The organism is Paenibacillus sp. alder61 (assembly GCF_020179875.1).
Lineage (GTDB): Bacteria > Bacillota > Bacilli > Paenibacillales > Paenibacillaceae > Fontibacillus > Fontibacillus faecis.
The window spans coordinates 117654-139500 of record NZ_JAIUDG010000017.1; the positions used below are offsets into that span (position 1 = coordinate 117654).

A 21847-nucleotide genomic window follows, 5' to 3' on the forward strand; every position below is an offset into this window, starting at 1 on the left:
GTCTCTCCTTTAAATTGTTGTCTCGTCTCGCAAGTTTCGTCTTGCCGGGAATGTACCCGACTTAATCAATCTCCCCAGTTAAAGCCGGTCATCCGCCCGCTCCGAAGGTCGCCCTTGGCTTCCACTTCTTCCCGGATCTTATGAAGTTGGAGCTTTTCTTTGTGGACGACATAGGAAACCGCTATTTTGTCATGCAGCGCTAGCCGTTTGTCCGAAAAGATGGCCATGATATAACCGAGGCTCAAGATGAATCCGGACAAAATCCTTCCCAGATATCTCACGAAAGCTTGGCCGAAGGATAACTGCTCGTGACTCCAGTCGACCACCACGATCCCCAGGAGCATTTTCCCTAACGTGGCCTGGTATTTGGAAGATTCCATCAACGAATAATATACGCACTCGCAGACAAGCGTCAGCAGCATCGGGAGTCCCGGTGCCAGTAGATTTGAAGTTTCGGAGAATAGCTGCCCGGGAGAGAACCAGATCAAGCTGAGCAGCACGCCACCCAGTCCGGTAACCAAGCGGTCAACCGCCATAGCCCAGTACCTTCTCCACAACACGTTATACATCACTTCTCAACTCCTCTCCCGGCCACCTCACCGCGTCCACTTTTCCATTTCGGTCCGCTTCTCGTCCAGCGCCTCTTGCGCCTCCGCGCAGGCGTCCCTTCCGATCTTGCCGCCGATCCGTTCGATCAGCTCCGCCGCTCCCCGGATTCCGGCCGGAATCCGCACGGTCCCGCCAGCTCCCTGCAGCAAAAACTGCCCGCCGAAAAACCGGGTGTACCCCACACTTTGCAGCTCCCCATAATTCAGCATCCGGCGGCCGCCCAGCGTGCGCACCGCGAGCCAGTGCTCGCCGGCCTTGGCCCGAAAAATCAGGTGCTGGACCACCTGAATGAACAGCAGGAGCGCTCCCGCCGCGATCAGATAGACTATCACCTCAAACTCCTCGCGCGCCTCATCCGCCAACAAGATCGGAAGTGCCGCCGCACAGATCAGGAACCCAAGCAGGCAGGAGACCAGGACGAAGCGGGACTTTTGCAGCAGCAGTTCTCCCTCAGGTCCTCTGGCTGCCGGGAGAAACGGCTTTTTCAGCATGTTTCGAACGATCGTTCTTATGAACCATATATTCATCGACCAAATCCTCCTTACGTTGCTTAGCCGATCCTTAAACGGAACCTCATAATTTTCCAAGAAAATATGTATTTTGAGGTTCGGCGACGGAGTCTCTCGAAACTCGAAACCGTCCCACCCCCTGTTCCCGCAAGTCCAGCCAATCCTTATGTACTACATAGGTTTTTGCCATCCGATCTAAATTCGCTCCGCAGAAGCTAAACCGGACGAACTCAGTCTTCACTCTCCGTTCTAACGGAAGCCATAGCCGCTATTTCCACCAAATCGGACGATTTAAAATTCTAATGGAGATAATAGCCGCTATTTCCACCGAAACCCGTCGTTTTGAGCGCTTCTGAGGCAAATAGGCGCTACTGCGTCCGTTAGAATCCGAAAAGTGTGTTTTATGCCGAAATAGCAGCTACTGTGTCCGTTAGAATTCCGGGGCTTCGGCGATAGCGCACCAGCGAAAAAAACAGGTATCTCACAGCAGAACCGGACCGGTTGCTTGGGTTGCTCGGGTTGCTTGGGTTCCATCGGCTCCGTCAGTTCCATCAGTTCCGTCAGTTCCGTCAGTTCCGTCGGCTCCGTCGGCTCCATCGGTTGCATCGGTTGCATCGGTTGCATCGGTTGCATCGGTTGCATCCGTCTCAGCTTTCCAGCATCCGCTCATCGGTTCCATCGTCCGTATTGCCACCCGCAACTACACCGGCAGCGAACTTCACTTCCCCGCGCCTATCCTACCGGCTACAAGCAAGCCGGCGCCACCGCCGCCCTACTTCATCCCGTCAAAAAAATCCTCCCCCGACCGCTCGCCCTCGAACGGGAACAGCTTTTTGCGGCCGAGGTGCAGGCCTTCGTCGAGGCGCGCGATCGGGAGCACGTGGAAGCCCCATTGGCTGTCGTCGGCGAAGACAAAAAACTTCGTCTCCCCGTTGACGATGGAGTCGGTGTCGTCCTGCGGAATCCGGTCCCCGTAGACGGCCCGGATGTCCTCGTACTTGACTGCTTCGTAGCGGTCGGTCCGGTTCGTGTACACAAACCGGTGCCGCAAATCCCCGCGGCTGCCGCGGAGCAGGAACTCGACCTCCTGCGTCTGATACGGCCGCGAGATGAAGCCCAGCCCCTGGCTGCTCCGCTCCAGGCTGCTGATCAGCACGACCTCGCGGCGGTCGTGCGTGTACGCGCTGACCGAGTACGGGATGACCGCCGCGTGGCTCGTCAGGCTCGTCTCGATCCGGCCTTCCTTCTGGGCGTTCAGGTAGCGGATCGCCCCGCGCAGGCAGGCCAGCTTCAGCTCCGGCACCCGGCCTTCGGCCGGCTTTTGACGGAACTCGATGCTCCGCCCCGGCACAAACTCCTTCAGCGCTTCCCGGAATACGTCGATCCGGCACGATTGCCCCGTCAGCTTGATGATCGAATAATCCCCGAGCGCCCCGCTGCGGTAGAACCCGTCCAGAAACTTGCGCACGATCTCGTAAATGTCGCCCTGAATCAACTGGGTGATTTCCTTGATGTTGAACACGACGTTCGGGATTTCGTATTCATCCTTAAGCTCCCCGCCCCGGTACACCGACAGGAACCAACGCTCCATCGTCATAATCTGCAGATCGTCGTCGTCCGCCCCGCTCAGCTCCGCGTCGAACCGGTTTCGGAGAATCCCCGTTTTGCGGAAAAACTCTTCCTTCATCGCCCCGGCGATTTCCCACAGGAAAAAGAAATTGCCGCGCACCCGCACATATTCGTCCCGCGAGCGGCTCTCGTACCGGGCAAACGCCGTCGGAATCACCGCCTCGGCCTCCCGGTATCTCCGCTCCAGCTCGGCGTAAACCGCTTCGACGCCCCGCTCGTCGATTTCCCGGAACAGGTCGTTGGCCGGAATCCCGATCAGGTCGTCGATATCCGTCACCCGGCGGCGGCCGTTCGCGTAGTACTCGGCGAAGACGATTTTCATAAATTGCATGATTCGGTATGTAAGATTGTTGCCGCCAAAATGCGTATCCCCGTTTTCGTAGCTCGTATCCAGCGCAATTCTGTAAGACATATGGCCGTCTTCGATCCGAAAACGGCAGGAGGACAGATCGGTCGTTCCGCCGCCGCAGTCGATCACCAGCGCCTGATATTCCGCCCCCTCCGTGAAAACTCCGCGCTCCAGCCCATCCTCGATCGTGTTGTACAGCACCGCCATCCCCTCGTCGAGCGCGTGGGTCTCCTCGATGTCGTATTCCTTCAGGATTTCCTTGAACATGTCCAGGTAAGGGGCTTTCATCTTCACGGGGGAGGACAGGTGCAGCTTTTTGAACTTGCACTTGAATTGATGCTCCGCCAGGGTGATCACATACTTCAGGTAAGCGCGAATCAGCTCGCTCCGCGGCACGGTTGCCGTGTTCCCTTCGCCGTCCATGATCTCCACGGTCCGCTCGTAATCGTGGACCCAACGCTTCAGCCCTTGGAACACGGACGCCCGGCTGCTGTAGCTTCCGCGCCGGATGCCGAGCAGGGCCTCGTATCCGAACTCGTACTTCACCGCCGCCGGGTTCGAGCAGTCCGCCACGCGGATCGCCGTCGGCAGCGCCTCGGTCCATTCGGGCACCCGGTAAGACGGGTCGGGGAAGCGCACGAAATTCACCTCGTTCAGGCGCAGGCGCCCGTCGGGCCGGTCCGAAGAAAGACCCGAAAAATGCTTTACATAGCCCGGGTACAAAAAAGCCCCCGCCGTCGTGTTCGATGTCCCGAAATCGATCGCCAGCACCGCGTCCGTCCGCTCGAGTTCGCGGAGCTCCAGGTCGGCTAGCGGGATTTTGAAGTAGGGCAGATGGGCGGGCGGCGGCGCCTGTTCCCGGTAGTACGTCGTGTACACATAGTCGGACTCGCGCTTCCGCAGGAACAGCAAGCTGTACTGGCGATTGGCCGTACGCACCCATTCGGCATCGCTGTCCGCCGCCAAATAATAGCTGCCCGAGCCGCCTTCCTCATCCTTGTGCAGTTGAAAAATCCCGCACAGCTCCTGGTTGTCGTTGACGAGCAGCACATTCGATTCCGCGAACCCGGCGGGCGCCTTCACCTTGTACCCGTCCGCCCGATCCACGGCGATGCCGGGGTAGATCACGATCCGGGCGGGCACCGAGATGCCCCCGTCCCCTTGCAGCGGCGACTGCAGCGACCGCTTCATCATACGCTGCACCCGGTCGAACCCGCCTTCGCACACCCTGCCGATCCACTTGTGCTCGTCGGCTCCCAAATATTTCAGAATGAGGCGGATCAGCTCATCGCGGTCCAGCCGCTGGCTCATCCCCTCGACGAGGCGCTCCCGGTAGCAAATATTCCGCATCTGGTAGGTCGTCATCTCGACCAACGCTTCCCGCGTGTAACGGACCGCGCCGCGCACCCGCTCTTGACTGGTGGAATCGGTATACAGTTTAAATCCTCTCATGTGCACAATCTCCTTTTCCCGCGGCGGGTGCCTTTTCCTCAACCTAAACTTTCAAACGCCTTCAAATGTTCAATACATCGCGATCCGGTCCAGAACCATCGTGTCCTCGGCGCCTATGATGCCGACATGGCAATCCCAATACACCTCGGTGCGGTACCGGACCGGCAAAAACAGCTCCATCAGCAGCTCCAGCTTGCGAAGACCTCTCTCCGTGCGGCGCTGGCCGATGTAGAACAGCATTTCGTCTTTTTCCTCGCTGTTGACATAAATCGTCGACCGCCGAAAAATCCGGCTCACCGTGCTCCGCAGCAGATGCAGCGTCTCCCCCGTGTCGTACATCCGCAGCAGCGCGGCGGCGATCACTTCCTTCTCCTCCCGGTCGAACAGGCCGATCCGTTCCCTGACCCGCTCCCCGAAAGCCCCGGCTTCCAGGTCCCGCAGGACAAAGCGGATGTAAAACTCCCGTTTGTTCATCCCCTGCATCAAATCCAGCTCGGCCAAAAAATGAATCAAAATATCGAACAAAGTCAGCCTGAGCTCCTCATCCTCCGTCAGGTTGATGTCCAGCAAATCACGGAACACCGCGGGGAACCGGTAATGAGGATTTACCTCCACCTCCACGTCAAGCTGGCCGGCCGTCGCGTTAAGCGCCTCCAGGCTCAGCTCCATGTAAGGCGAGTAGACCTTGGCCGGGAGGAAGCGGATCCCCTTCTTGTCCATCCCGGCTTCCTGCGCTTGAACGAGCAAATCCCAAATGTAATTCAAGCCCATTCTCCTTCGCAGCGATATTCGGGAAAAGACATCTGCACCTGGGAGACGAGAAAGCTCATCACATCCTCGGCCAGATAATCGTGCCCCCGGCCAATGTTCCGCTTGCCGAATCCGAGGCACATCCGCCATTTGCCGTTATCCACCCGGACTTCGTCGGTCATAAACCGGTTCAGCTCATAAGTGAGCGGGTTCGCCGCGCCCGGCGGGCGGATTTCCACATGCGTCAGCTCCAGCCAATCGGATACGTCAAAAGCGTGGATCATCCGCACGATCTCGCCCTTGGAGCGGACGATCTGCCCCTGCTTTCGCCCGTAGCTGCCGATAAAGTCCGGGCGCTGACGGTTGGACATCAGCGGATACGCGGGCTTGACGAGCCCCGTAATCCCCGAGCCGACCGGTTCGACCAGCTTCAGCACCTGCCAGGCGTCCGACTTCTCCAGCGGGGACACTACGACCAGCTCCTCCGGGGCGCGCTTGACGTACCGGATGCTATCGTCGTTCACGTCGACGAGGTAGCCGTGCTGGGTCCCGGTTTTCCGCAGCGGCAGCACATGTTCATAGTTGACCCGGTCCGTCGCCGGCACGGGGAACCCGCCCGTTTTCAGTTCCAATCGCTGAATGTTCCACAGCGGGACCAGGTCCGTTCTTTTGTAAGCCTCGTATTCCTCCAGGTGCACGGAAATCTCCAGCACTTCTTCGTCCTCGGCCAGCTGTCCGTCCACCCCGGTCAGAACCGCATCCACAAATTTGTAGGCATAGGGATGATTCACCGTTTTCCAGGGCAGGCCATTGCTTAAAAAGATCCGGTACAGCTTCTCGATCTCCCGAATGTAATCCATGTTCCGTTCCAGTCGGACCCGGATGGCGTAGGTTCCGCGATCCGTCCGCAGCTCTCCGGGGAAGCTTTTTGCGCTCTGCAGCAGCTGTTGAATCAGCGGGTACCCGCATTCCAGAAACAACGAAAAAAGCCGCACCTCCGCGCCTCCGCTTAAAGCCGCGATTACGTCTTTCAGATCGATGCGCCGCGGCTCGGTATCCTGCGGAAGCACGGGAAACAAGTATTCGTGCAGCGGGTCCCACTCTTCCCTCCGGCACATGGACACATAGACGTCGTGCTTGCTCTCGTGGTCCTCCACTTCTTCAAACACCCGGCGTTCCAATTGCCGGTTCAGCTCCTCCTGGTATTCCACGAGATTGAGGAACACGCTGTTCATCAGACTGCGCAGCACCCGGCGCTGCTGCAAATCCTCCATTTTGTTCAGCCGGTCCAAAACGATGTCCTTCATGAAGCGTTCCCCCCTTCCGCCTTATCGGCTTGATCCTTGCCGCCCGGAGGCGAAGCTGTCCCGCCGGCTCCCGAAGCGCCGTTCGGCGCTGCGCCCGAAGCCGGCGTCTCAGTTGCCGAATCCGGCGCTGTGCCGGACTTTGTCCCCGGCTCCGCGTCGGGCGTCGAGCCTTGCGCTCCCTGCTTCTCGCCCGGTTCCGCGCCCGATGCCGCGCCGGGCTTCGTCTCCTGCTTGGCGCCCGGCTCAGCGTCCGGCGAGGCCGCCTCTTTCCCGCCGGAGGCCGCCCCGGAACCGGCCGGTTTCGACGTCCCGGCCGGCTTCGTCGTGGACCCCGCGGTGCCGGAAGCCCCGGCGGCGGCGTTCCCCGCCGGGCTTCCCCCGCCTCCGACCGCGCTCCCGCCCGCGGCCGCGCCGGTTGCGGCGGTCGCACCGGCCGCACTGCTCGCACCGGCGGCGGATCCCGCGGCTGTATCCCCGCCCGCGTCCCCGCCCGCCGGCACGATCGGGTGCAGCTTTTCATCGGCCTTGGCGATTTTGCGTTCCATGGCCAGCACCCGCTCCAGCTTGTCGATCTCCTGGTAGATCTCCTGCGCCAGCGTGTACGCCTCGATCGCCCCGGCGTAATCCATCGCGGCCAGGCTGCGGTCGCCTTTTTTCTCCAGATTGTCCGCCTTCAGCGTCTTCGTCTCCGCATACAACTGGTCGATCTTTTCCTGGGCGGCCTTGATCTTGTCCTCCGCCTGCTTCTGCCCCTCGGCATAACCCGCGTCGATCGCCGCCGTTTTGGCCTTGTTGTAGGTTTTCTTCGCGTTGTTGTAGTCCTGGCCCTGCAGCTGCTTGTCGCCCTCCTGAAAAATCACCGCCAGCTCCGCGATCATCCCGCTGCGCGCAATGCGCTCGCGGATATGCTCCTCCTTGAACACCTTGTACTTCCCGGCATCCTTCAGCGCTTTCTCGTAGCTTTCGACCGCCATATCGTAGCTGCCGTCCTTCACGTAGCCGTCGCCGTCCGTGACCGCCTGCGCCACCTTCTGCTTGTTCCGCAGCAACTGAAAATGCAGCTTGTCCTTCAGCCGGCTAGCCGCGTTTTTCGCTTCGCTGTAGGCTTTCAGCGCCTTCGGATAATCGCCGGCGGCCGCGTACTCGTCACCGTCCTGCTCGAACTCCGTCATCTGCACGACGGCTTCCGCCAGCTTCGCGGCCTGCCGGGCCTTGGCGTACCAGATCCCGCCGCCCGCGATCGCAAGCGAGAGCAGGATCATCGCGATCCGCAGCGCCCATTTCTTGTAGTTTTTCGGCTTCTCGACGAACGCCTTGTTCACATAAACGGCGGCGCCCGTGTAATTGTCCACCGTTTTTTCCTGGCGGCTCAGCACAACCTCTTCCAGCGTATCGGTCAGGGTCTCGGGATCGCTCGACGCCGTCAGGGCGTCCAGCATTTCCGGGATCTCGACCTTCTTCCAAAGCCCCGGCGTGCAGAGCAGCAGCACATCCCCGTCGGAGAGCGGGGTCTTTTTCGAAACAAACGGCTCGAACCGGTCGGGCTTGCCCATATAATTCAGCAGATTGCCGCGTTCCTCATGCCGGACCGCCCCCGCCTCGGACAGCTTGCCGCTGTCGGTCAGCAGCTCCGTCAAGCTCTGGTCCTTGGAGCGCAAATTCAGCCGCCCCCCGCGAAAATGATACATCCGCGCATTCCCGCACGACGCCCATACCATCCGCGTATAATCCGTGACGATAACGAGCACGCTGGCCTTCAGCCGGACGCGCCGGCTCTCGAATTTCAGCCACTCGTGGGCCGCCTCCAAATCGTTCCGGATTTTTCGCCGGGACAGCGACGGCTTTTCCATGAAACTCTCCAAAATCGCCCGGATCACCATCTCCGCGCTGCTAACCTCCCGGTCCTGATCCAGCCCATCCGCGATCACGTAGCAAGCCATGTCGTCGAGCTCCACGAAAGCAAAATAGTCTCTGTTGTCAATATAAGAACCCGCCTCGGAGACAAAAGCGGTTTTAAAGTCGCTGTTCTCCTTCCTCATGCCTTCCTCCGTTTCCCGTCTGGTTGCCGGTCCATCCCTCTTCAACCCCTAACAACCTCGATACTTATTCGCCTTTAAAAAAGCTGTCACTTACTCGCGTTAGCGTCCGGCTACGATCGTGCACTTGCGGCCACACCGCAACTAGTCACACACCCCACTACACCGCAACTAATCACACTTTCCGCAGACCACAACTAGTCACACACCCACCAGGCCCCAACTAGTCGAGATCCCGGAGACCGAACCCGGCGGTTTGAGCATTCGCGTTAGCGACCAGTCACAATCACTTACTCGCATACCCAGCCACGATCACTTACTCGCTACCGCTGCCCGATTACCGCTAGTCTTCCGACGGCCCTCATGCGCTAACGGAAATAATAGCTGCTATTTCGCACATTTCCGCTTTTTGAAAATTCTAACGGAAGCCATAGCGCCTATTTTGCCTATTTACCGCCCGAATGCCCCCATCTCGCCAAAATAGCCGCTATTACGTCCGTTAGATTCCCGATTTGCTCCAATTGTTCGATTTAGCAGCTATAGCGTCCGTTAGCGCGAACTTTCGGCCTTCGCACTCGCTGATTACACCCGTCACACGCTCCGCTACACCACAATTAGTCACCGCTCGGCAATACCTCAACTAGTCACACACCCGGCCACATTACAACTAATCACACGCTCCGCTACAGCACAAACTAGTCACACTCTCGGTCACCCTACAACTAGTCACACACTCGTTCACACCACAATTAGTCACACTTTCGGCTACACCACAACTAATCACACACTCCGCTACACCACAATTAGTCAACATCAGCTACACCTCAACTAATCACACTTTCCGCAGACCACACTAGTCACACACCCACCAGGCCTCAACTGGTCGAGATCCCGCAGACCGAAGCAGGCGGTTGAGCATTGAGCACTCGCGTTAGCGACCAGTCACAATCACTTACTCGCATACCCAGCCACGCTTACTTACTCCCCACCACTACCGATTACCGCTAGTCTGCTGTATCCCTTATGCGCTAACGGAAATAATAGCTGCTATTTCGCACATTTCCGCCTTTTGAAAATTCTAACGGAAGCCATAGCGCCTATTTTGCCTATTTACCGCTCGAATGTCCTCGTTTTGCCAAAATAGCCGCTATTACGTCCGTTAGATTCCCGTTTTGCTCCAAATGTTCGATTTAGCAGCTATGGCGTCCGTTAGCGCGGACTCCGTTCCGACCGTACGTACTTACTAACCACAGCAGGCCGCGATGTCTAGGACACGGTCCACGCAGTCTGCGCAATTCGGGCACTCTTTGGACGCAGTCCACATAGTCCGCGCAATTTGGGCACTCCTGGGACACAGTCCACGCAGTCTGCGCAACTCAGGTACTCCTAGAACACAGTCCACGCAGTCTGCGCAACTCGGGCACTTCTAGGACGCAGTCCACACAGTCTGCGCTATTTGGTTACTCTAGGAGGTAATCCGCACATTTCCTGCACCCTGGGACGCAACCCACTCAGTCCGCACATTTCCTGCACCCTGGGGCGCGCAGTCCACGTGCAGCCCTTGACGCTACTCCATCCGAGCGAAAACCGGGCGCAGCCCGTCACTCCTTGCTCCTCTATCGCCCCGCGCCCTTGGCGCCCTCATTACCGGACCTGCTCCAGAATAATCACCGTCGCGTTGTCCTGGTGCTTGTAGCCTTTGCGCTCCACACTCCCTTGGCGCCCCCTTACCGGGCCTGCTCCAGAATAATCACCGTCGCGTTGTCCTGGTGCTTGTAGCCTTTGCGCTCCCCACTCCCTTGGCGCCCCCTTACCGGGCCTGCTCCAGGATAATCACCGTCGCATTGTCCTGGTGCTTGTAACCTTTGCGCTCCACGCTGGCGATGATTTCTTCCGCCGTCTCCTGCGGCGGCATCCGCTGCAGCAAAATCTGCTCCAGCTCCACCTCCGTCAGCGCGTCGCAAACTCCGTCGCTGCACAGGATGACGATGTCGTCCGGTTCAAGCGGAACGGGTTCGCCGACCTCCATGCTTTTGAAGCCCCCGTAGCCCAAATAATTGGTCAAGTGGCCGCGCATGGGGTTCGCCTTTGCTTCCTCCCGCGTGATTTCGCCGGCCAGCACCCGGGCTTCGAGCACTTGCTCCAGCGTATCCTTGGAGTTGACGGGAAGGAATTCTCCGTCCCGAAACAGGAGCAACAAGCTGTCGCCGACGGCGGCCCAGTGCAGGCGGCCCTCGGAAATCACGGCGGCGACCAGGGTCGTTCCGCCGATGGCTCCGCCCAACTGCTCCAGAATGGCCCGGTTGCTTAACACAGCCGCTTTCTGAAAGAAGCCGGGAATCTCGTCCTGCCCGGTGACCTTCAAATATTCCCGGCTGAACATCGTCACGGCCAGGGTGCTGGACATGCGCCCGTGAGCCACGCCGCTGATTCCGTCGGCGATGACGGCCATCGTCCCGACCCGGGTGATCGAGCTGGCGAAATAGTCGTCCTGCTCCTGGCGCCTGCCGATCGTCTGGGCGTTGCCGACGGCGATTTTGCCGCTCACCGGCTCCCATTCCGGAGTCGCCTCGGCGACCACCGCGCCACCCGTTCGGGTTCGCGGCGCAGCGGCGGCAACGCCGGCTACTTTTTGCCGAATCAAAACAAGCAAACCGACCAGCGCCAACGCGGCCCCAAGCACGCCATAGGACTGCCAAAAATTCAAATCTCCCATCCCCATCATCCCGATCTATCCGTTATCCCACTCAAAATGCGGCCCGCACAGCGGAACGAACACGAACTTGCTTCGTCCCAGCTGGATCAAATCGTAGGCGTTCAGCTCCACCGGCGTATAAACCGCTTCGTTGTTGTGGTAAGCCAGGCCGGAGGCGTCCCCCGGCAGCAAATAAAAATTCCGTTTCTTCGGATCGTACACGATTACCGCGTGGTTGCGCCGGGATACGGCGTTATCCCCGATGATTCGGATTTGCATTTCCTCCGCGCGGCCGATAAAGTTTTTTTCCGCCATGATGCGGTAGTCTTGGCCCATCTGCGGGCCTTCCACACAAACCAGCCAGCCGGTTACCGGCTGAATCCCGGTCGTCTCCCCAAGATAGGGCATCGTCTTGTCATCCGTCTCCGCGGCCGCCGGCGGCCGGCGCGTCTCGCCGCGCGAAGGCTGCTCCAGCACCGTGTTGCAGTAAGGACACGTGTTGCCGTGTTTTCTCGTACTGAACATGTGTCCGTTTAGGCATCTCGTCAAACTCATCTTTAGACTCATTCCTCCGTATGTATTCGTGCTTTGGCTTTGGGCCGGATTATTTGACTAGCAGCCGCGTATTCGCGATAAACACCATATCTCCCGTGCCGATTTCCTGCGGTTCTTCGGCGACGAGCCGCCGGGTTTCACTGCTGCCCGCCTTGCGAAGCCCCGTCCCGCTGTGGGATTCCGTGTCCTCGATATACCACCGGTCTCCGACGCGGTTTAAAACGGCGTGCTCCGGACTGACAAGCGAGGCGTATTCGCAGTCCGACAAATCTATATCAACCCCGCCGCGGTGGCCATTTTTGCCAATCAGGACCGAGGTTTCCCCTTTGACGAACCATTCCTTGACGCGTTCTCCGTCATCGTCGAGCAGCACGATCTTGGCGACCGCCTCCGCCCGCTCCCGGACCCCGATACTCCGGGGACCCCCCGTCCAGACGAGCGCGCTGGCAATGATGGCCGACACCGCGACGGTAGCCATTTGCAGCTTGTAATGTAAAGGGCGGAGAAGGGCATAGATGACCATACCGGCCAAAATCCCGTAAATTAACACATTCAGGAAGACCATCCAGCCGGATCTCTTCAATTTCACATCCGCTACCTCCGTGATTTCGTAATTCCGTTATTCGTAACCCCGCATGCAATCTGTGATTCATCCGTTATCCATGCTCCGTACGTCATCCGTATTTCCGTCTGTTATCCGTATTCCTTACGTCATCCATAATTCCATCAGTCATCCGTAATTCCAGCTGTCATCCGTATTCCGTACGTCATTCGTAATTCCGTTATCCGTAATTTCGTACTCCATCCAAATTCCGTACGCTATCCGTAATTCCGTACGCCATCCTTAATCACGCACGCTATCCGTATTTTCATCCGTAATTCATCATCCATATTTCTTCTGCTATACGGTCGTGTCGGTTACTTTTTTCGATATCCAAAAAATTGATCAAACATCGCGGTCGTATCCAGCGGGTTCTTTCCCGCCTCCTCCGCCTTGGCCCCTGGGCCGTTTTCTTGTTCACGGTTCCCGGAAACTTTTGCGAAAAATTGCTCAAATTGCTGTCGGATGCGCACCGGATCAAAACCGTCGATCCCGACCCCGCTCGCGTTCGCGCCTGTGCCGGCCGCCCGACCTGCCGCCGATCCCGTTCCGGCTCCTCCGGTCTTTCTTTGCGTGCCGCCGCGTCCGCTCTTCACCGAATCCAGCTTTCGGTCGTACTCCGCCCGAAGCGACTCGTCGTTCAGCGTTTCATATGCTTCCACGATCTGCTTGAAGCGCGCTTCCGCCTCCGGGTTGTCCCGGTTGACATCGGGATGGTAGCGCTTGGCCAGCTTGCGGTAAGCCTGCCGGATCTCGGCGATCCCGGCATCACGGGCAACGCCCAGTTGCGCATAGTAATCGGTCATCCGCGTTTCCCCGCTTTCCCCTCTGGAATCCTTGCCCTACCAGCAAGGTAATTACAGTAAATCTCAAGGGGGAAGCCCCCTTGAGATTTACCTGCCGTCACTGCCCCATGACGCAGTTCCAGCGAATCTTACTTGCCGAAGTCGTATCCGCCGTTAAGCGTAGCCAACTCGGTTTTGTCTTTCTTTTGCTTCACGTAAAGCTCGAATTGCCCTACCCCTTCGGTGTCGCCAAACGTTTCTTTGTAGTCGACCACGAAAGCGTTCGGGAAGTGGATTTCGCGAACCACTTGGTCAGCGGCGATGACTTCCAGCGTCAGTTTGCGGTAGCAGTCCGCTTTTTCGGCCGGAACGAGGGACCATTGCGCCAATTTCAGCGTGTCGTCCGCTTTGTCCCCGTCGGTGGCGGTGATGACCTTGCCGATGATTTTCAGCGTAGAGCCCACATCGGTGGATCTTGCGTTGGAATCGTCCGGCGTGTCGGTGTCATAAATCACCTTTTGAATGTTGTCCAAGCCCAGTTCAATCGTTTCTGCGCCTTCCACTTTCAATCTGAATCCCATAAGTACATTTCCTCCTTAAGAAAAATTAGTGCTCGGCCGAAGCCTTTCGGCTTCAGGGCCGAAAATTTATGTAACAAGACGAGCCGTTAGGCCGCGTCTTCCACATACATCAATGGGTTTGCCACACCTAAATCTTCACGGCACTTGTGCCCTTCGTGATCATGACCTCGAGGTTCTTCACGTTGCCGTTGTAGATCAGGTCGATATGGCACAGGTTGTTTTTCTCGTCGATGACGTAGCTCATATCGTCCCCGTCCTGAATGATCGAGTTGATAAAGCCGCGTTTCGACAACCACATGCTCTTCTGGCTGCTCGGGTTGTTGCTGAAAAATTTGACGATATTCTCATGCTTGAAATCGGCGGTCTGGAATCGCAGGATGCGCTCGATATATGTACTGACCAGCGTCTTGTAAATGGAATCGAAGCCGTCCTCGGATTGGGCCAGGCTGCGCGCTTTGTAGACCGTGATGCGGCGGATGTCCTTGCCTTGCAACTGAGCGTTTTCCGAAGAGAAAATAAAGCCGAAATTCTTGCGGTTGATCGAATCCTTGATCGTGTTCGTGAACCCGGTAATTTCCTTCGCCATGGTGGTCACGGCCCGCAGGCTGTTCTCGCCGGCTTCGATGTCGAAGCGCACGCCCGGGAAATCCTTGCTCGTATTTTTGAACGATTCCTTGAGATATTCCGGACACTGGTAGGCCGAGACGATCCCGGCGGCCACGTAAGAAGCGCCCACGTACACGCCTTCGATCCACAGCTTGAGAATGTCTTCCTTCTCGCGGGAGAGCTGGGCCCCGTTTTCCGTTTGCACCATGCGGCTGTCGATGACCACCCCGGATTTCTCTTTCGGGATCACCGTAAAGTTCGGGATGCACGGAATCGCGTATTCGCTGTATTCCTTGCGGATGAGCGGCGCGCATTTGTCGATGTACTTGTCGATGCCGGCCGTCGCCATGTTGTTGAACGTCGTCTCTTCTCCGGTTTCGAAGCTGAAGAAGATCTGGACTTTGAACTCTTTGACGACCTGCATCAGCATGGACAGCGATTCCATCGTATTGCCGTCCTGCTTGGCGATCTTTTCGTTCCCCTTGAACCGCTCCCGGGTGACCTTCACCTTGCCGGCGGTCTCCAGTTCCACCGAAGGAACGATGCCGAACCAGATCGTATCCGAGAAATCGTTCTTGGAGTTGACCGTGTTCAGGTAAGTTTCCAGCCGCGGAATGTTCGCGCTCTTGACCAGCATTTCCAGCTTCGTGTTGGTCACGAGCAGGGAGGGAGCCATCCCTTTGTTTTTGACCGCGTATTGGTCGAAGAACATTTTGACGCCGAGGATTTTTTCCACCAGCGGTTTGACGGTCTTCACGAAATCGTCCTTCGCGGTTTTATAGAACTCCAGGTAGGTGTTGTAGTTCTGAACCTCCTGTTCGACGTTCACATCGCCGGCCACGGCAGGCAGCGGGCTAAAGGTACGTACAACCAGATCTTTTACGTATCCGGACGGCGCCTCCGTGATGGAGTTGTAATCCTCTTCAAACACCTGGGCCAAATCGTTGGATCCATGCTCGTCCAGCAGCACCAGTTCCGTGCTCTCGCTCTTCGGAGCTTCGATGATTTTCAGTTCGCCGCTCTCGCCGATCGTCAGCATGCCGATTTGAACCGCTTCGGCGTCGTTTTCCTCGTTCGATCCGCCCAGCAACAGGCGCGTCTTGATATCCTCAATCGCCAGCGGCAGCATCGCCATGACGTTGTTGTAATTCGCGCTGGCCTCCTCGAACATGGCGTTCAGCTTGTCGCCCATATCGAGTTTTTTCGGATCCTCGTCGTCCAGTTTCTCGTATTGTCCGTACAGGTAATGGATTTCCTTACGGACCTGGCGGATATCGTCCATCACTTTTTTCGGGGAAATCATGTCGAGCAGATGCTCGAATTTGAAATCCACGTTCGTCATGCCCTGGCTGCGCTTGGTGTCGATCAGCGTAAACAGCATTTTCAGGAAATCGTTGTTCTGATCGATCCGGATTTCCGAGATCGCGTCCTCGGCGATGCCCTCCGGCTTTTTCAAGGTGTAAACCACCTTTTGGTTGGCCGCGTTAAAAAACGAGTACACCGTCGGCGAGAACTTGTTCAGGAACTCGTCGAAGCTGCGGACCAGCAGATGTCCGTTGATCTCTTTGATTTTGTCGTCGCTCAGACTGTCGATGCCTTTGACATCGCCCACGATCGTGATCAGGTCCAGCTTCTCGGGATTGATCTCTTCGAACAGCATCGTTCGATTCGTCTGATTAATAATGTCCACCGTGTTTTTCCTCCTCCCGTTTCCGAAGCGTCTTCGGCCTGACGGCTTCGCTCCAAACCTTATCCCTGCCGAACGCTTGAAATACTGATGTTTTTCGACGGCAGTCGACCGTCTTAGTGATACGGACCCAAATGATAAGCGAGTGGTTCGCATTACCCGGGTCTTAGGGGTAAATATAAATGCCGCCTCGACAAATTGTCAATATCTTGAATCTCTGAGCAACACAGGGACTTATAGCCTATACAAAAATGAAATAGAGGGAGTTTTATCCAATGAAAGTCCTAATTTTTGGAACTGTATACAGAATTCATGAACTGCATCCGATATATCCTTAGATATACATAATCCGATGGTCACTTTCGCTCCAAACGACACATTCTAGTACATAAGGCGGGTATTGAAGATGAGGATGGAAATGGATCAAAAATTCGCCTCCTTAGGCAAAATGACTTTTAGGACTATTATCCTGTTTTTAATTTTTACGTTACTTGTTCCGATTTTTGTCACTTTTCCGCATGTTTCCGCTGAGGATTCGCCAAAAAATCCGGGGGATGCCTTTGACGCGGTATTCGTGCTCGACACAAGCTACTCCATGAACCACGCCGACCCGAATAAAACGGCGAATGAAGTCATCCATATGTTCATGGATATGAGTGAGGCCAGCCGGACGCGGATCGGCTTCGTCGCCTATAACCATCATATCGTGGCGTCTTCGCCGCTGACTCCGATTTCCGTGACGGCCAACCGCACGAGACTGAAACAGGCGATGGCCGGACTGCGCCGAACCGGTTATACGGATTTGGGCCTGGGACTGGTGAAGGGCGGCAATCTATTGTCGGCCGGTAAGAAGGGAGCGGATGCGGGGAGCGGGGCAAGAATTCCCTTCATGATTTTGCTGTCGGACGGGGAGACCGATTTCGGTCCCGTGTCGCCGACCAACCGGACGGTGGCCGATTCGACGAAAGACGTGGAAAGCGCGATTCAAAAAGCGCGGAAGGAAGGTTACCCGATCTACACGATCGGCCTGAACCATGACGGGACCGTGAATCCGGATGAACTGGAGCGGATCGCGGCCGAAACCGGCGGGGCTTCTTACATCACGAGCAGTGCCGACGATCTGCCGGAGATTTTCAATCAGATCTTCGCCGCGCAGATGAGATCCGTGCTGATGCCGGTCGCCGGGGTGACCGCGACCGGCAAGCTTCAGGAAGTCCCGGTGGACATTCCGAATTCCAGCATGGGCGAGGCCAATATCATCCTGCTGTCCGAACATCCGCTGCAGGAGACCCAGCTGTTCTACAACTCCGAGAACATCCGGATGTTCAAATCGGGAACCTATACCTTGATCAAAATTAAAGAACCGGGACAAGGGACCGCCAAAGTCAAATTCAGAGGAACGACGGGAGATTTGGTTAAAATCAGCCTGCTGGGAAGCTATGCGCTCGAGGCCGAGGCCCGCTTGACCGCCGACACCGTGCTCAAAGGCAAGCCGACCGGCGTCGAAGCCTATCTCACCGCCGCCGGCCCGGGCAAGCCGTTGGAGGATCTGGATGTTTATGCGGGGATGAGCGCGAAGCTGGTCGTACTGGATAAGAAGACGAACGAGGAAACCAGCGTGGATATGAAACTGCAAGGCGGGCGGTATACCGCCGAGTATACGTTTCCGAAATCCGGCGAATACGCGTGGAACGTGAAGCTGAACGGCCCGAGCTTTTACCGGGACAGCCCTGTGGCGCCCGTAAAAGCAGCCAACCTGGCCCCGGCGGTCACAGGCCCGCTTGAACTGGGGTTAATCAAGGAGGACGGCCTGTCCGAACTGCCGATGGACAAGTTGTTTACGGATGAGAACGGGGATTCGTTAGTGTATGAAATCCAGGGGGAAGCCGCGGACGGCGGGAGCGTTTCGGCCGAACTGGCGGGCGATAAGCTGCGCATTTCCCCGCAGCGAACCGGCCACGGAACCATTACGCTGACGGCGACGGATCCGGAAGGGGAGACCGCGACGGCGGTGCTGCAGCTTTCCGTCAAATCCAAATATACCGCGGTGTTCTGGTCCATCGCCGGAGGTCTGGCTGCCGTCGCCGCCGGGTTCCTGCTGTACCTGTGGCTCCGCCCCAAACCGGGCTTCGCCGGGAAGCTGGAAGGCTATTTTCTCGCCACGGCCAGCGGAAGCGAAGTGCCGGTGAAATCGTGGCCGCTGACCTCCTTTACGGGAAGAAGCGTCAGCCTGGGCGAACTGTTCCGCAGTCTGGACGTCAACGAACCGCTGCCGGAAGCCGAACACATCGTGTTCAAGCCGGCCAAAGGCGGCAAACTGTACGTCAAGAACACCACCCGCTGCTCCCTGGTGCGCAACCGCACCCCGCTGCCGAAGAACAAACAAGAAATCCTCGAATATAATGACAAATTGTACATTACATTCGAGGATGGCATTACGGAAATCGAGCTGCGGTATAAACCGATCAAGCCGAATACGAATATCTTTATCCGGACCGACGCTTCTGCAGGAAAGACCGGCTAGCGAAATACTCCAGCCGGATCGCCCGCTTCAGCCCGTTCAGCGAGGAAGCGCGGCGTTCCGGCGAAACGGCCAGGGCCCGGCGCACGGCCCGGGCCAGGAACGGCCAGGACCGCCGGAGTCCGGCGCCGAGCGGCTCGAGGCTGTCGTCGAACAGCCGCTGCCGGACGTCGCGCGGCGCCTCGCCCCGGCAGCAGTAGTACAGCACGGCCGCCATGGCGTACACGTCGCTCACCGGCCCCTGCCGGGAGTGCTCCGAGTACAGCTCGAGCGGCGAATACCCGGCCGTGGTAAGAATCGGATGGCCGCTCTCTTCATAGCGGACAGCCGAACCGAAATCGAGCAGCTTGGCACGGCCCTGCTCATCGATGATGATGTTGCCCGGCTTCACATCCCGGTGAATCACGCCGCGGCGGTGGAGATGCTCCACCGTCCCGATCAGCGGCAGGATGCTCCGGTACAGAAAGCCGGGCTCCGCCATGTCCGGGCGGCCGCCGATCACCTGATCGAGCGTCAGGCCCGGGCAGTATTCCATCACGAGATACGCCGTGCCGTTCTGCTCGAACCGGTCCAGGCACCGCACGACACCGGGATGCTCGCAGTCCTGGAGCAGGGCGCCTTCCTGAAGGAAGGCGTCTTTTAGCGTGCCGTATTTTTCCTGCGGCATCCCGGTCCGCCGGTGCACCGACTTGCCGTCCCGGCCCCGACGCACGAGCGCCCGCGGAAAAAACTCCTTGATCACGCACTTCACACCCGCCTTCTCCTGGCGTGCCGTGTACACAATCGCCAGCTCACTGCTTGAAATGACGCTGCGGATCCGGTAGGTTGCTCCTGCTGCTCCTATTGCTCCTGTTGTTCCCCCGCCCGCCTTGCCGGCATCCCCGCCGTTTAATCGCGTATTGCGCCCAAGCGCTTCTGCGCCCGCCGACTCGATCATCCCGATCGATCCGGTGCTCTCGATGGTTTCGATGGTCTGGATTTTCCCGCTCACGTCGATCCCCCTGCCTTTTTTATTTGCTCACGCAGTTTCTTCCTTTTTTCTTAGCCCGATACAGGGCCGTATCCGCGGATTTCATCACCGTGTCCGGCGTCTTATGTTTGTCGCTCTTTTGGGAAACCCCGATGCTGATCGTTATGTAAATTTGTTTTGATCTTGCCTTGCCGGAGCCGCGGCCCCGCGCTTTCCGTCCGGACTTGCCTTTACCCCTGCCGCTCCGGCGCAGCGTAAAGGCCCGTTTTGAAACTTTTTCCCGTAATTCCTCGAGATGGGGCAGAACGTCGGTGCTATTTTTTCCCGGAAAAAGAATCGTAAATTCCTCGCCGCCGTACCGGTACGCCTTCCCGCCCCCGGTCACGTCCTTGATCGTGGAGGCGACCAGCTTCAGCACCTCGTCCCCCGTGTCATGGCCGTAGGTGTCGTTGAACTTTTTGAAATGGTCGATGTCCAGCATCGCGATCGCGTAATTCATCCCGAGCTTCATCATATCCTGCTTGAGCGCCCGCCGGGAAGGCAGTCCGGTCAGTTCGTCCGAGAACGCCATCGAATAGGAGTCCTGGATGATCGACACGATCAGGATGATGCCCGACACCGCAAAAGCCACCGCGTAAAGCACCGGATTACCGCCGCCGGTTTGATGCAGGGCGTAGAACAGGGCGCACAGCACCGCGATAAAAGAAATATCCTGGGATGAGCGGTGTGAGACCTGCCGAACAATGAGGATGATCAGCGCCGCCAGAAACAGCAGCAGTGAAACTTGAGACAAGGGCGTTAGCGCGCTTGATTTTACCGCCGGGATCCAGGTTTTGCCGAGCGTTTGCAGCAGAGGTTGCCGCGCGGGATCCAGCAGCCAGTATGCCAGGCCAACCTGGGCGGCGATCGCGGCGATCCGCAAAATCCCCCATAGACTTAAAATCCCCCGCTCCCGGAAAAAAGAGAACAGCGCGATGTTGAACGGAAGCAGCAGGCTTATCAGCAGGTGAAGATCCGTTCTGCGCGCCGCCAAGCCTTTCAGCGTCAGCGCCCCGGCAAGATCGGTATACGCCGCCAGCCCCAGGGCCAGCACCGTCAGAATAAAAAATTCCCGGCTGCGGTTGAATTTCCAGGATATGATGCCCCCGATCAGAAAGATCCCGTAAGGGGCCCATTTCACCATATCCAGCTGCGCCGGAGATAAGGCGGTGGTCTTCGTGTAGAACAAATAAGCCAATGCCAGCAATGCGAAAGGAAGCACAAGCTTAAACGTCGTTTTCATGATTGTCTTCAAAAGATGAGCTCCTCCATTGCGAGGTGATGTACAATGTACATTATTATTATCGGCTGGAGGCAGGGCTCGGCTTAGCGTTCATGGCCATCTGTCATAAACTTCACAATCGCTTCGGCCGTCTGCCGCTGCTGCTCTTCCCGGGAGATCGCCGCCGTGCCGTCCCCCTTCTGCTCCCCGTAATCGCCGAAGTACGCGTGGTTTCCGCCGGCGATCTCAAGGAGGGTGTTCGGTGAAACCGGCAGCTTGCTCCGGTCCAGCACCCGGTCTTCGCTGCCGTAAATCTCCAGCGTGGGGAGATCCTCGGGGATGGCCGCGGCGGAATAGGCCCCGAGCAAAATCAGCCCCGGGCTGCCGCCGTCCCGCTCCCGCCCCGTCTGCTCCGGGTCCGGGCGGAACACCCACATCTTTTCCAGCGCCTCCACCTTTCCTGACGGTTCGGCCAGCACTTGGCGGGCCGCCGCGTCCGCCCGGTAGTAGTCCTGCGCATAGATCCAGAATCCGCCGCCCGCCGCCAGCAAAACCGCGGCCAAGCCGATCGCCGCGTATTTCAGGCCTTTTTTCCACTTTGGGGTCATTTTGAGCCTGGCACCTCCTTGTTTCTAAACCAATTTTCTGCACCAACCGGGCCTTCACCTTCCAACTTGATTAAACCTGACATGGTGCTGCCTATCCGCAATCTTTCTTGCCGCCTGTTATGATAGCGGCGTTTTGGGCCGTTATTTCGACCCAATTTGCGTTTTCGGGAAAAATAGCGGCCAAAAAGGACCTTATTTCACTGATGCGGGCATTAAACTTGCAAAAACCTTAACATCAGTTAGTCGTAATGAGTTGAACTAATGATGGAGGGATAGAGGCAGCCGGGTGAAATGTTCTTCCGATCGCTGTTGCTCCCGGATTTCTTGATGAATTAA

General features: G+C 57.6%; 16 protein-coding genes. 1 reads left to right on the plus strand and 15 read right to left on the minus strand.

Annotated elements, in window-relative coordinates:
- Positions 1-65: 65 nt before the first annotated feature.
- From LBW89_RS18540 to LBW89_RS18595, 12 genes are all read right to left on the minus strand, one after another.
- Positions 66-569, minus strand: a complete 504-nt coding sequence (locus LBW89_RS18540) for an RDD family protein (protein WP_148456658.1) — start codon at positions 567-569, stop codon at positions 66-68.
- 27 nt (positions 570-596) lie between these two features.
- The gene (locus LBW89_RS18545; RefSeq protein WP_148456657.1) at positions 597-1136 is read right to left on the minus strand and encodes a hypothetical protein; all 540 of its coding nucleotides are present in this window, start codon (positions 1134-1136) and stop codon (positions 597-599) included.
- A gap of 754 nt (positions 1137-1890) precedes the next feature.
- On the minus strand, positions 1891-4548 hold the full coding sequence (locus tag LBW89_RS18550) for a molecular chaperone (protein ID WP_225039810.1): 2658 nt from the start codon (positions 4546-4548) through the stop codon (positions 1891-1893).
- Between the two features lie 69 nt (positions 4549-4617).
- Entirely contained in the window at positions 4618-5319 is a 702-nt protein-coding gene (locus LBW89_RS18555; protein ID WP_148456650.1) for an iron-dependent peroxidase, read from the minus strand.
- Complete coding sequence (locus LBW89_RS18560; protein WP_225039812.1) at positions 5310-6605, minus strand: normocyte-binding protein; 1296 nt, start codon at positions 6603-6605, stop codon at positions 5310-5312. Before LBW89_RS18560 ends, LBW89_RS18555 begins: the two co-directional genes overlap by 10 nt.
- Positions 6602-8644: a serine/threonine protein phosphatase gene (locus LBW89_RS18565; RefSeq protein WP_148456646.1), complete on the minus strand. Its 2043-nt coding sequence runs from the start codon at positions 8642-8644 to the stop codon at positions 6602-6604. Before LBW89_RS18565 ends, LBW89_RS18560 begins: the two co-directional genes overlap by 4 nt.
- Before the next feature lie 1807 nt (positions 8645-10451).
- Positions 10452-11357, minus strand: a complete 906-nt coding sequence (locus LBW89_RS18570) for a PP2C family protein-serine/threonine phosphatase (RefSeq protein WP_148456644.1) — start codon at positions 11355-11357, stop codon at positions 10452-10454.
- Positions 11358-11372: 15 nt separating this feature from the next.
- A complete protein-coding gene (locus LBW89_RS18575; protein ID WP_148456642.1) occupies positions 11373-11891 on the minus strand; it encodes an FHA domain-containing protein in 519 nt (172 codons plus the stop codon).
- 49 nt (positions 11892-11940) lie between these two features.
- Positions 11941-12480 (minus strand): FHA domain-containing protein, encoded by a 540-nt coding sequence (locus tag LBW89_RS18580; protein ID WP_225039813.1) that lies wholly within the window; start codon positions 12478-12480, stop codon positions 11941-11943.
- 329 nt (positions 12481-12809) lie between these two features.
- Positions 12810-13298: a J domain-containing protein gene (locus LBW89_RS27555; RefSeq protein WP_148456640.1), complete on the minus strand. Its 489-nt coding sequence runs from the start codon at positions 13296-13298 to the stop codon at positions 12810-12812.
- A gap of 128 nt (positions 13299-13426) precedes the next feature.
- Positions 13427-13858 carry a membrane-associated protease 1 gene (locus tag LBW89_RS18590; RefSeq protein WP_148456638.1) on the minus strand — a complete coding sequence of 144 codons (432 nt, stop codon included), beginning with the start codon at positions 13856-13858 and terminating at the stop codon, positions 13427-13429.
- Between the two features lie 127 nt (positions 13859-13985).
- On the minus strand, positions 13986-16154 hold the full coding sequence (locus tag LBW89_RS18595; RefSeq protein WP_213507929.1) for a transcriptional regulator: 2169 nt from the start codon (positions 16152-16154) through the stop codon (positions 13986-13988).
- A gap of 403 nt (positions 16155-16557) precedes the next feature.
- Here LBW89_RS18595 and LBW89_RS18600 point away from each other — a divergent pair, with 403 nt between their 5' ends.
- Positions 16558-18675 (plus strand): VWA domain-containing protein, encoded by a 2118-nt coding sequence (locus LBW89_RS18600; RefSeq protein ID WP_225039815.1) that lies wholly within the window; start codon positions 16558-16560, stop codon positions 18673-18675.
- Here the strand turns inward: LBW89_RS18600 and LBW89_RS18605 are convergent.
- The 3 genes from LBW89_RS18605 to LBW89_RS18615 form a co-directional block, all read right to left on the minus strand.
- Positions 18638-19663 carry a serine/threonine-protein kinase gene (locus LBW89_RS18605; RefSeq protein WP_225039817.1) on the minus strand — a complete coding sequence of 342 codons (1026 nt, stop codon included), beginning with the start codon at positions 19661-19663 and terminating at the stop codon, positions 18638-18640. The genes LBW89_RS18600 and LBW89_RS18605 overlap by 38 nt on opposite strands.
- Before the next feature lie 19 nt (positions 19664-19682).
- Positions 19683-20936, minus strand: coding sequence for a sensor domain-containing diguanylate cyclase (locus LBW89_RS18610; RefSeq protein WP_148456634.1), 1254 nt, complete (start codon positions 20934-20936; stop codon positions 19683-19685).
- Positions 20937-21007: 71 nt separating this feature from the next.
- Positions 21008-21511 (minus strand): alpha/beta hydrolase, encoded by a 504-nt coding sequence (locus tag LBW89_RS18615; RefSeq protein WP_148456632.1) that lies wholly within the window; start codon positions 21509-21511, stop codon positions 21008-21010.
- Positions 21512-21847 lie beyond the last annotated feature (336 nt).

Excerpts from the sequence above, each read along its gene's own strand:
- LBW89_RS18540 (WP_148456658.1), bottom strand. The coding sequence starts at position 569 with ATGTATAACGTGTTGTGGAGAAGGTACTGGGCTATGGCGGTTGACCGC.
- LBW89_RS18545 (WP_148456657.1), bottom strand. The coding sequence starts at position 1,136 with ATGAATATATGGTTCATAAGAACGATCGTTCGAAACATGCTGAAAAAG.
- LBW89_RS18550 (WP_225039810.1), bottom strand. The coding sequence starts at position 4,548 with ATGAGAGGATTTAAACTGTATACCGATTCCACCAGTCAAGAGCGGGTG.
- LBW89_RS18555 (WP_148456650.1), bottom strand. The coding sequence starts at position 5,319 with ATGGGCTTGAATTACATTTGGGATTTGCTCGTTCAAGCGCAGGAAGCC.
- LBW89_RS18560 (WP_225039812.1), bottom strand. The coding sequence starts at position 6,605 with ATGAAGGACATCGTTTTGGACCGGCTGAACAAAATGGAGGATTTGCAG.
- LBW89_RS18565 (WP_148456646.1), bottom strand. The coding sequence starts at position 8,644 with ATGAGGAAGGAGAACAGCGACTTTAAAACCGCTTTTGTCTCCGAGGCG.
- LBW89_RS18570 (WP_148456644.1), bottom strand. The coding sequence starts at position 11,357 with ATGGGAGATTTGAATTTTTGGCAGTCCTATGGCGTGCTTGGGGCCGCG.
- LBW89_RS18575 (WP_148456642.1), bottom strand. The coding sequence starts at position 11,891 with ATGAGTTTGACGAGATGCCTAAACGGACACATGTTCAGTACGAGAAAA.
- LBW89_RS27555 (WP_148456640.1), bottom strand. The coding sequence starts at position 13,298 with ATGACCGATTACTATGCGCAACTGGGCGTTGCCCGTGATGCCGGGATC.
- LBW89_RS18590 (WP_148456638.1), bottom strand. The coding sequence starts at position 13,858 with ATGGGATTCAGATTGAAAGTGGAAGGCGCAGAAACGATTGAACTGGGC.
- LBW89_RS18600 (WP_225039815.1), top strand. The coding sequence starts at position 16,558 with ATGAGGATGGAAATGGATCAAAAATTCGCCTCCTTAGGCAAAATGACT.
- LBW89_RS18615 (WP_148456632.1), bottom strand. The coding sequence starts at position 21,511 with ATGACCCCAAAGTGGAAAAAAGGCCTGAAATACGCGGCGATCGGCTTG.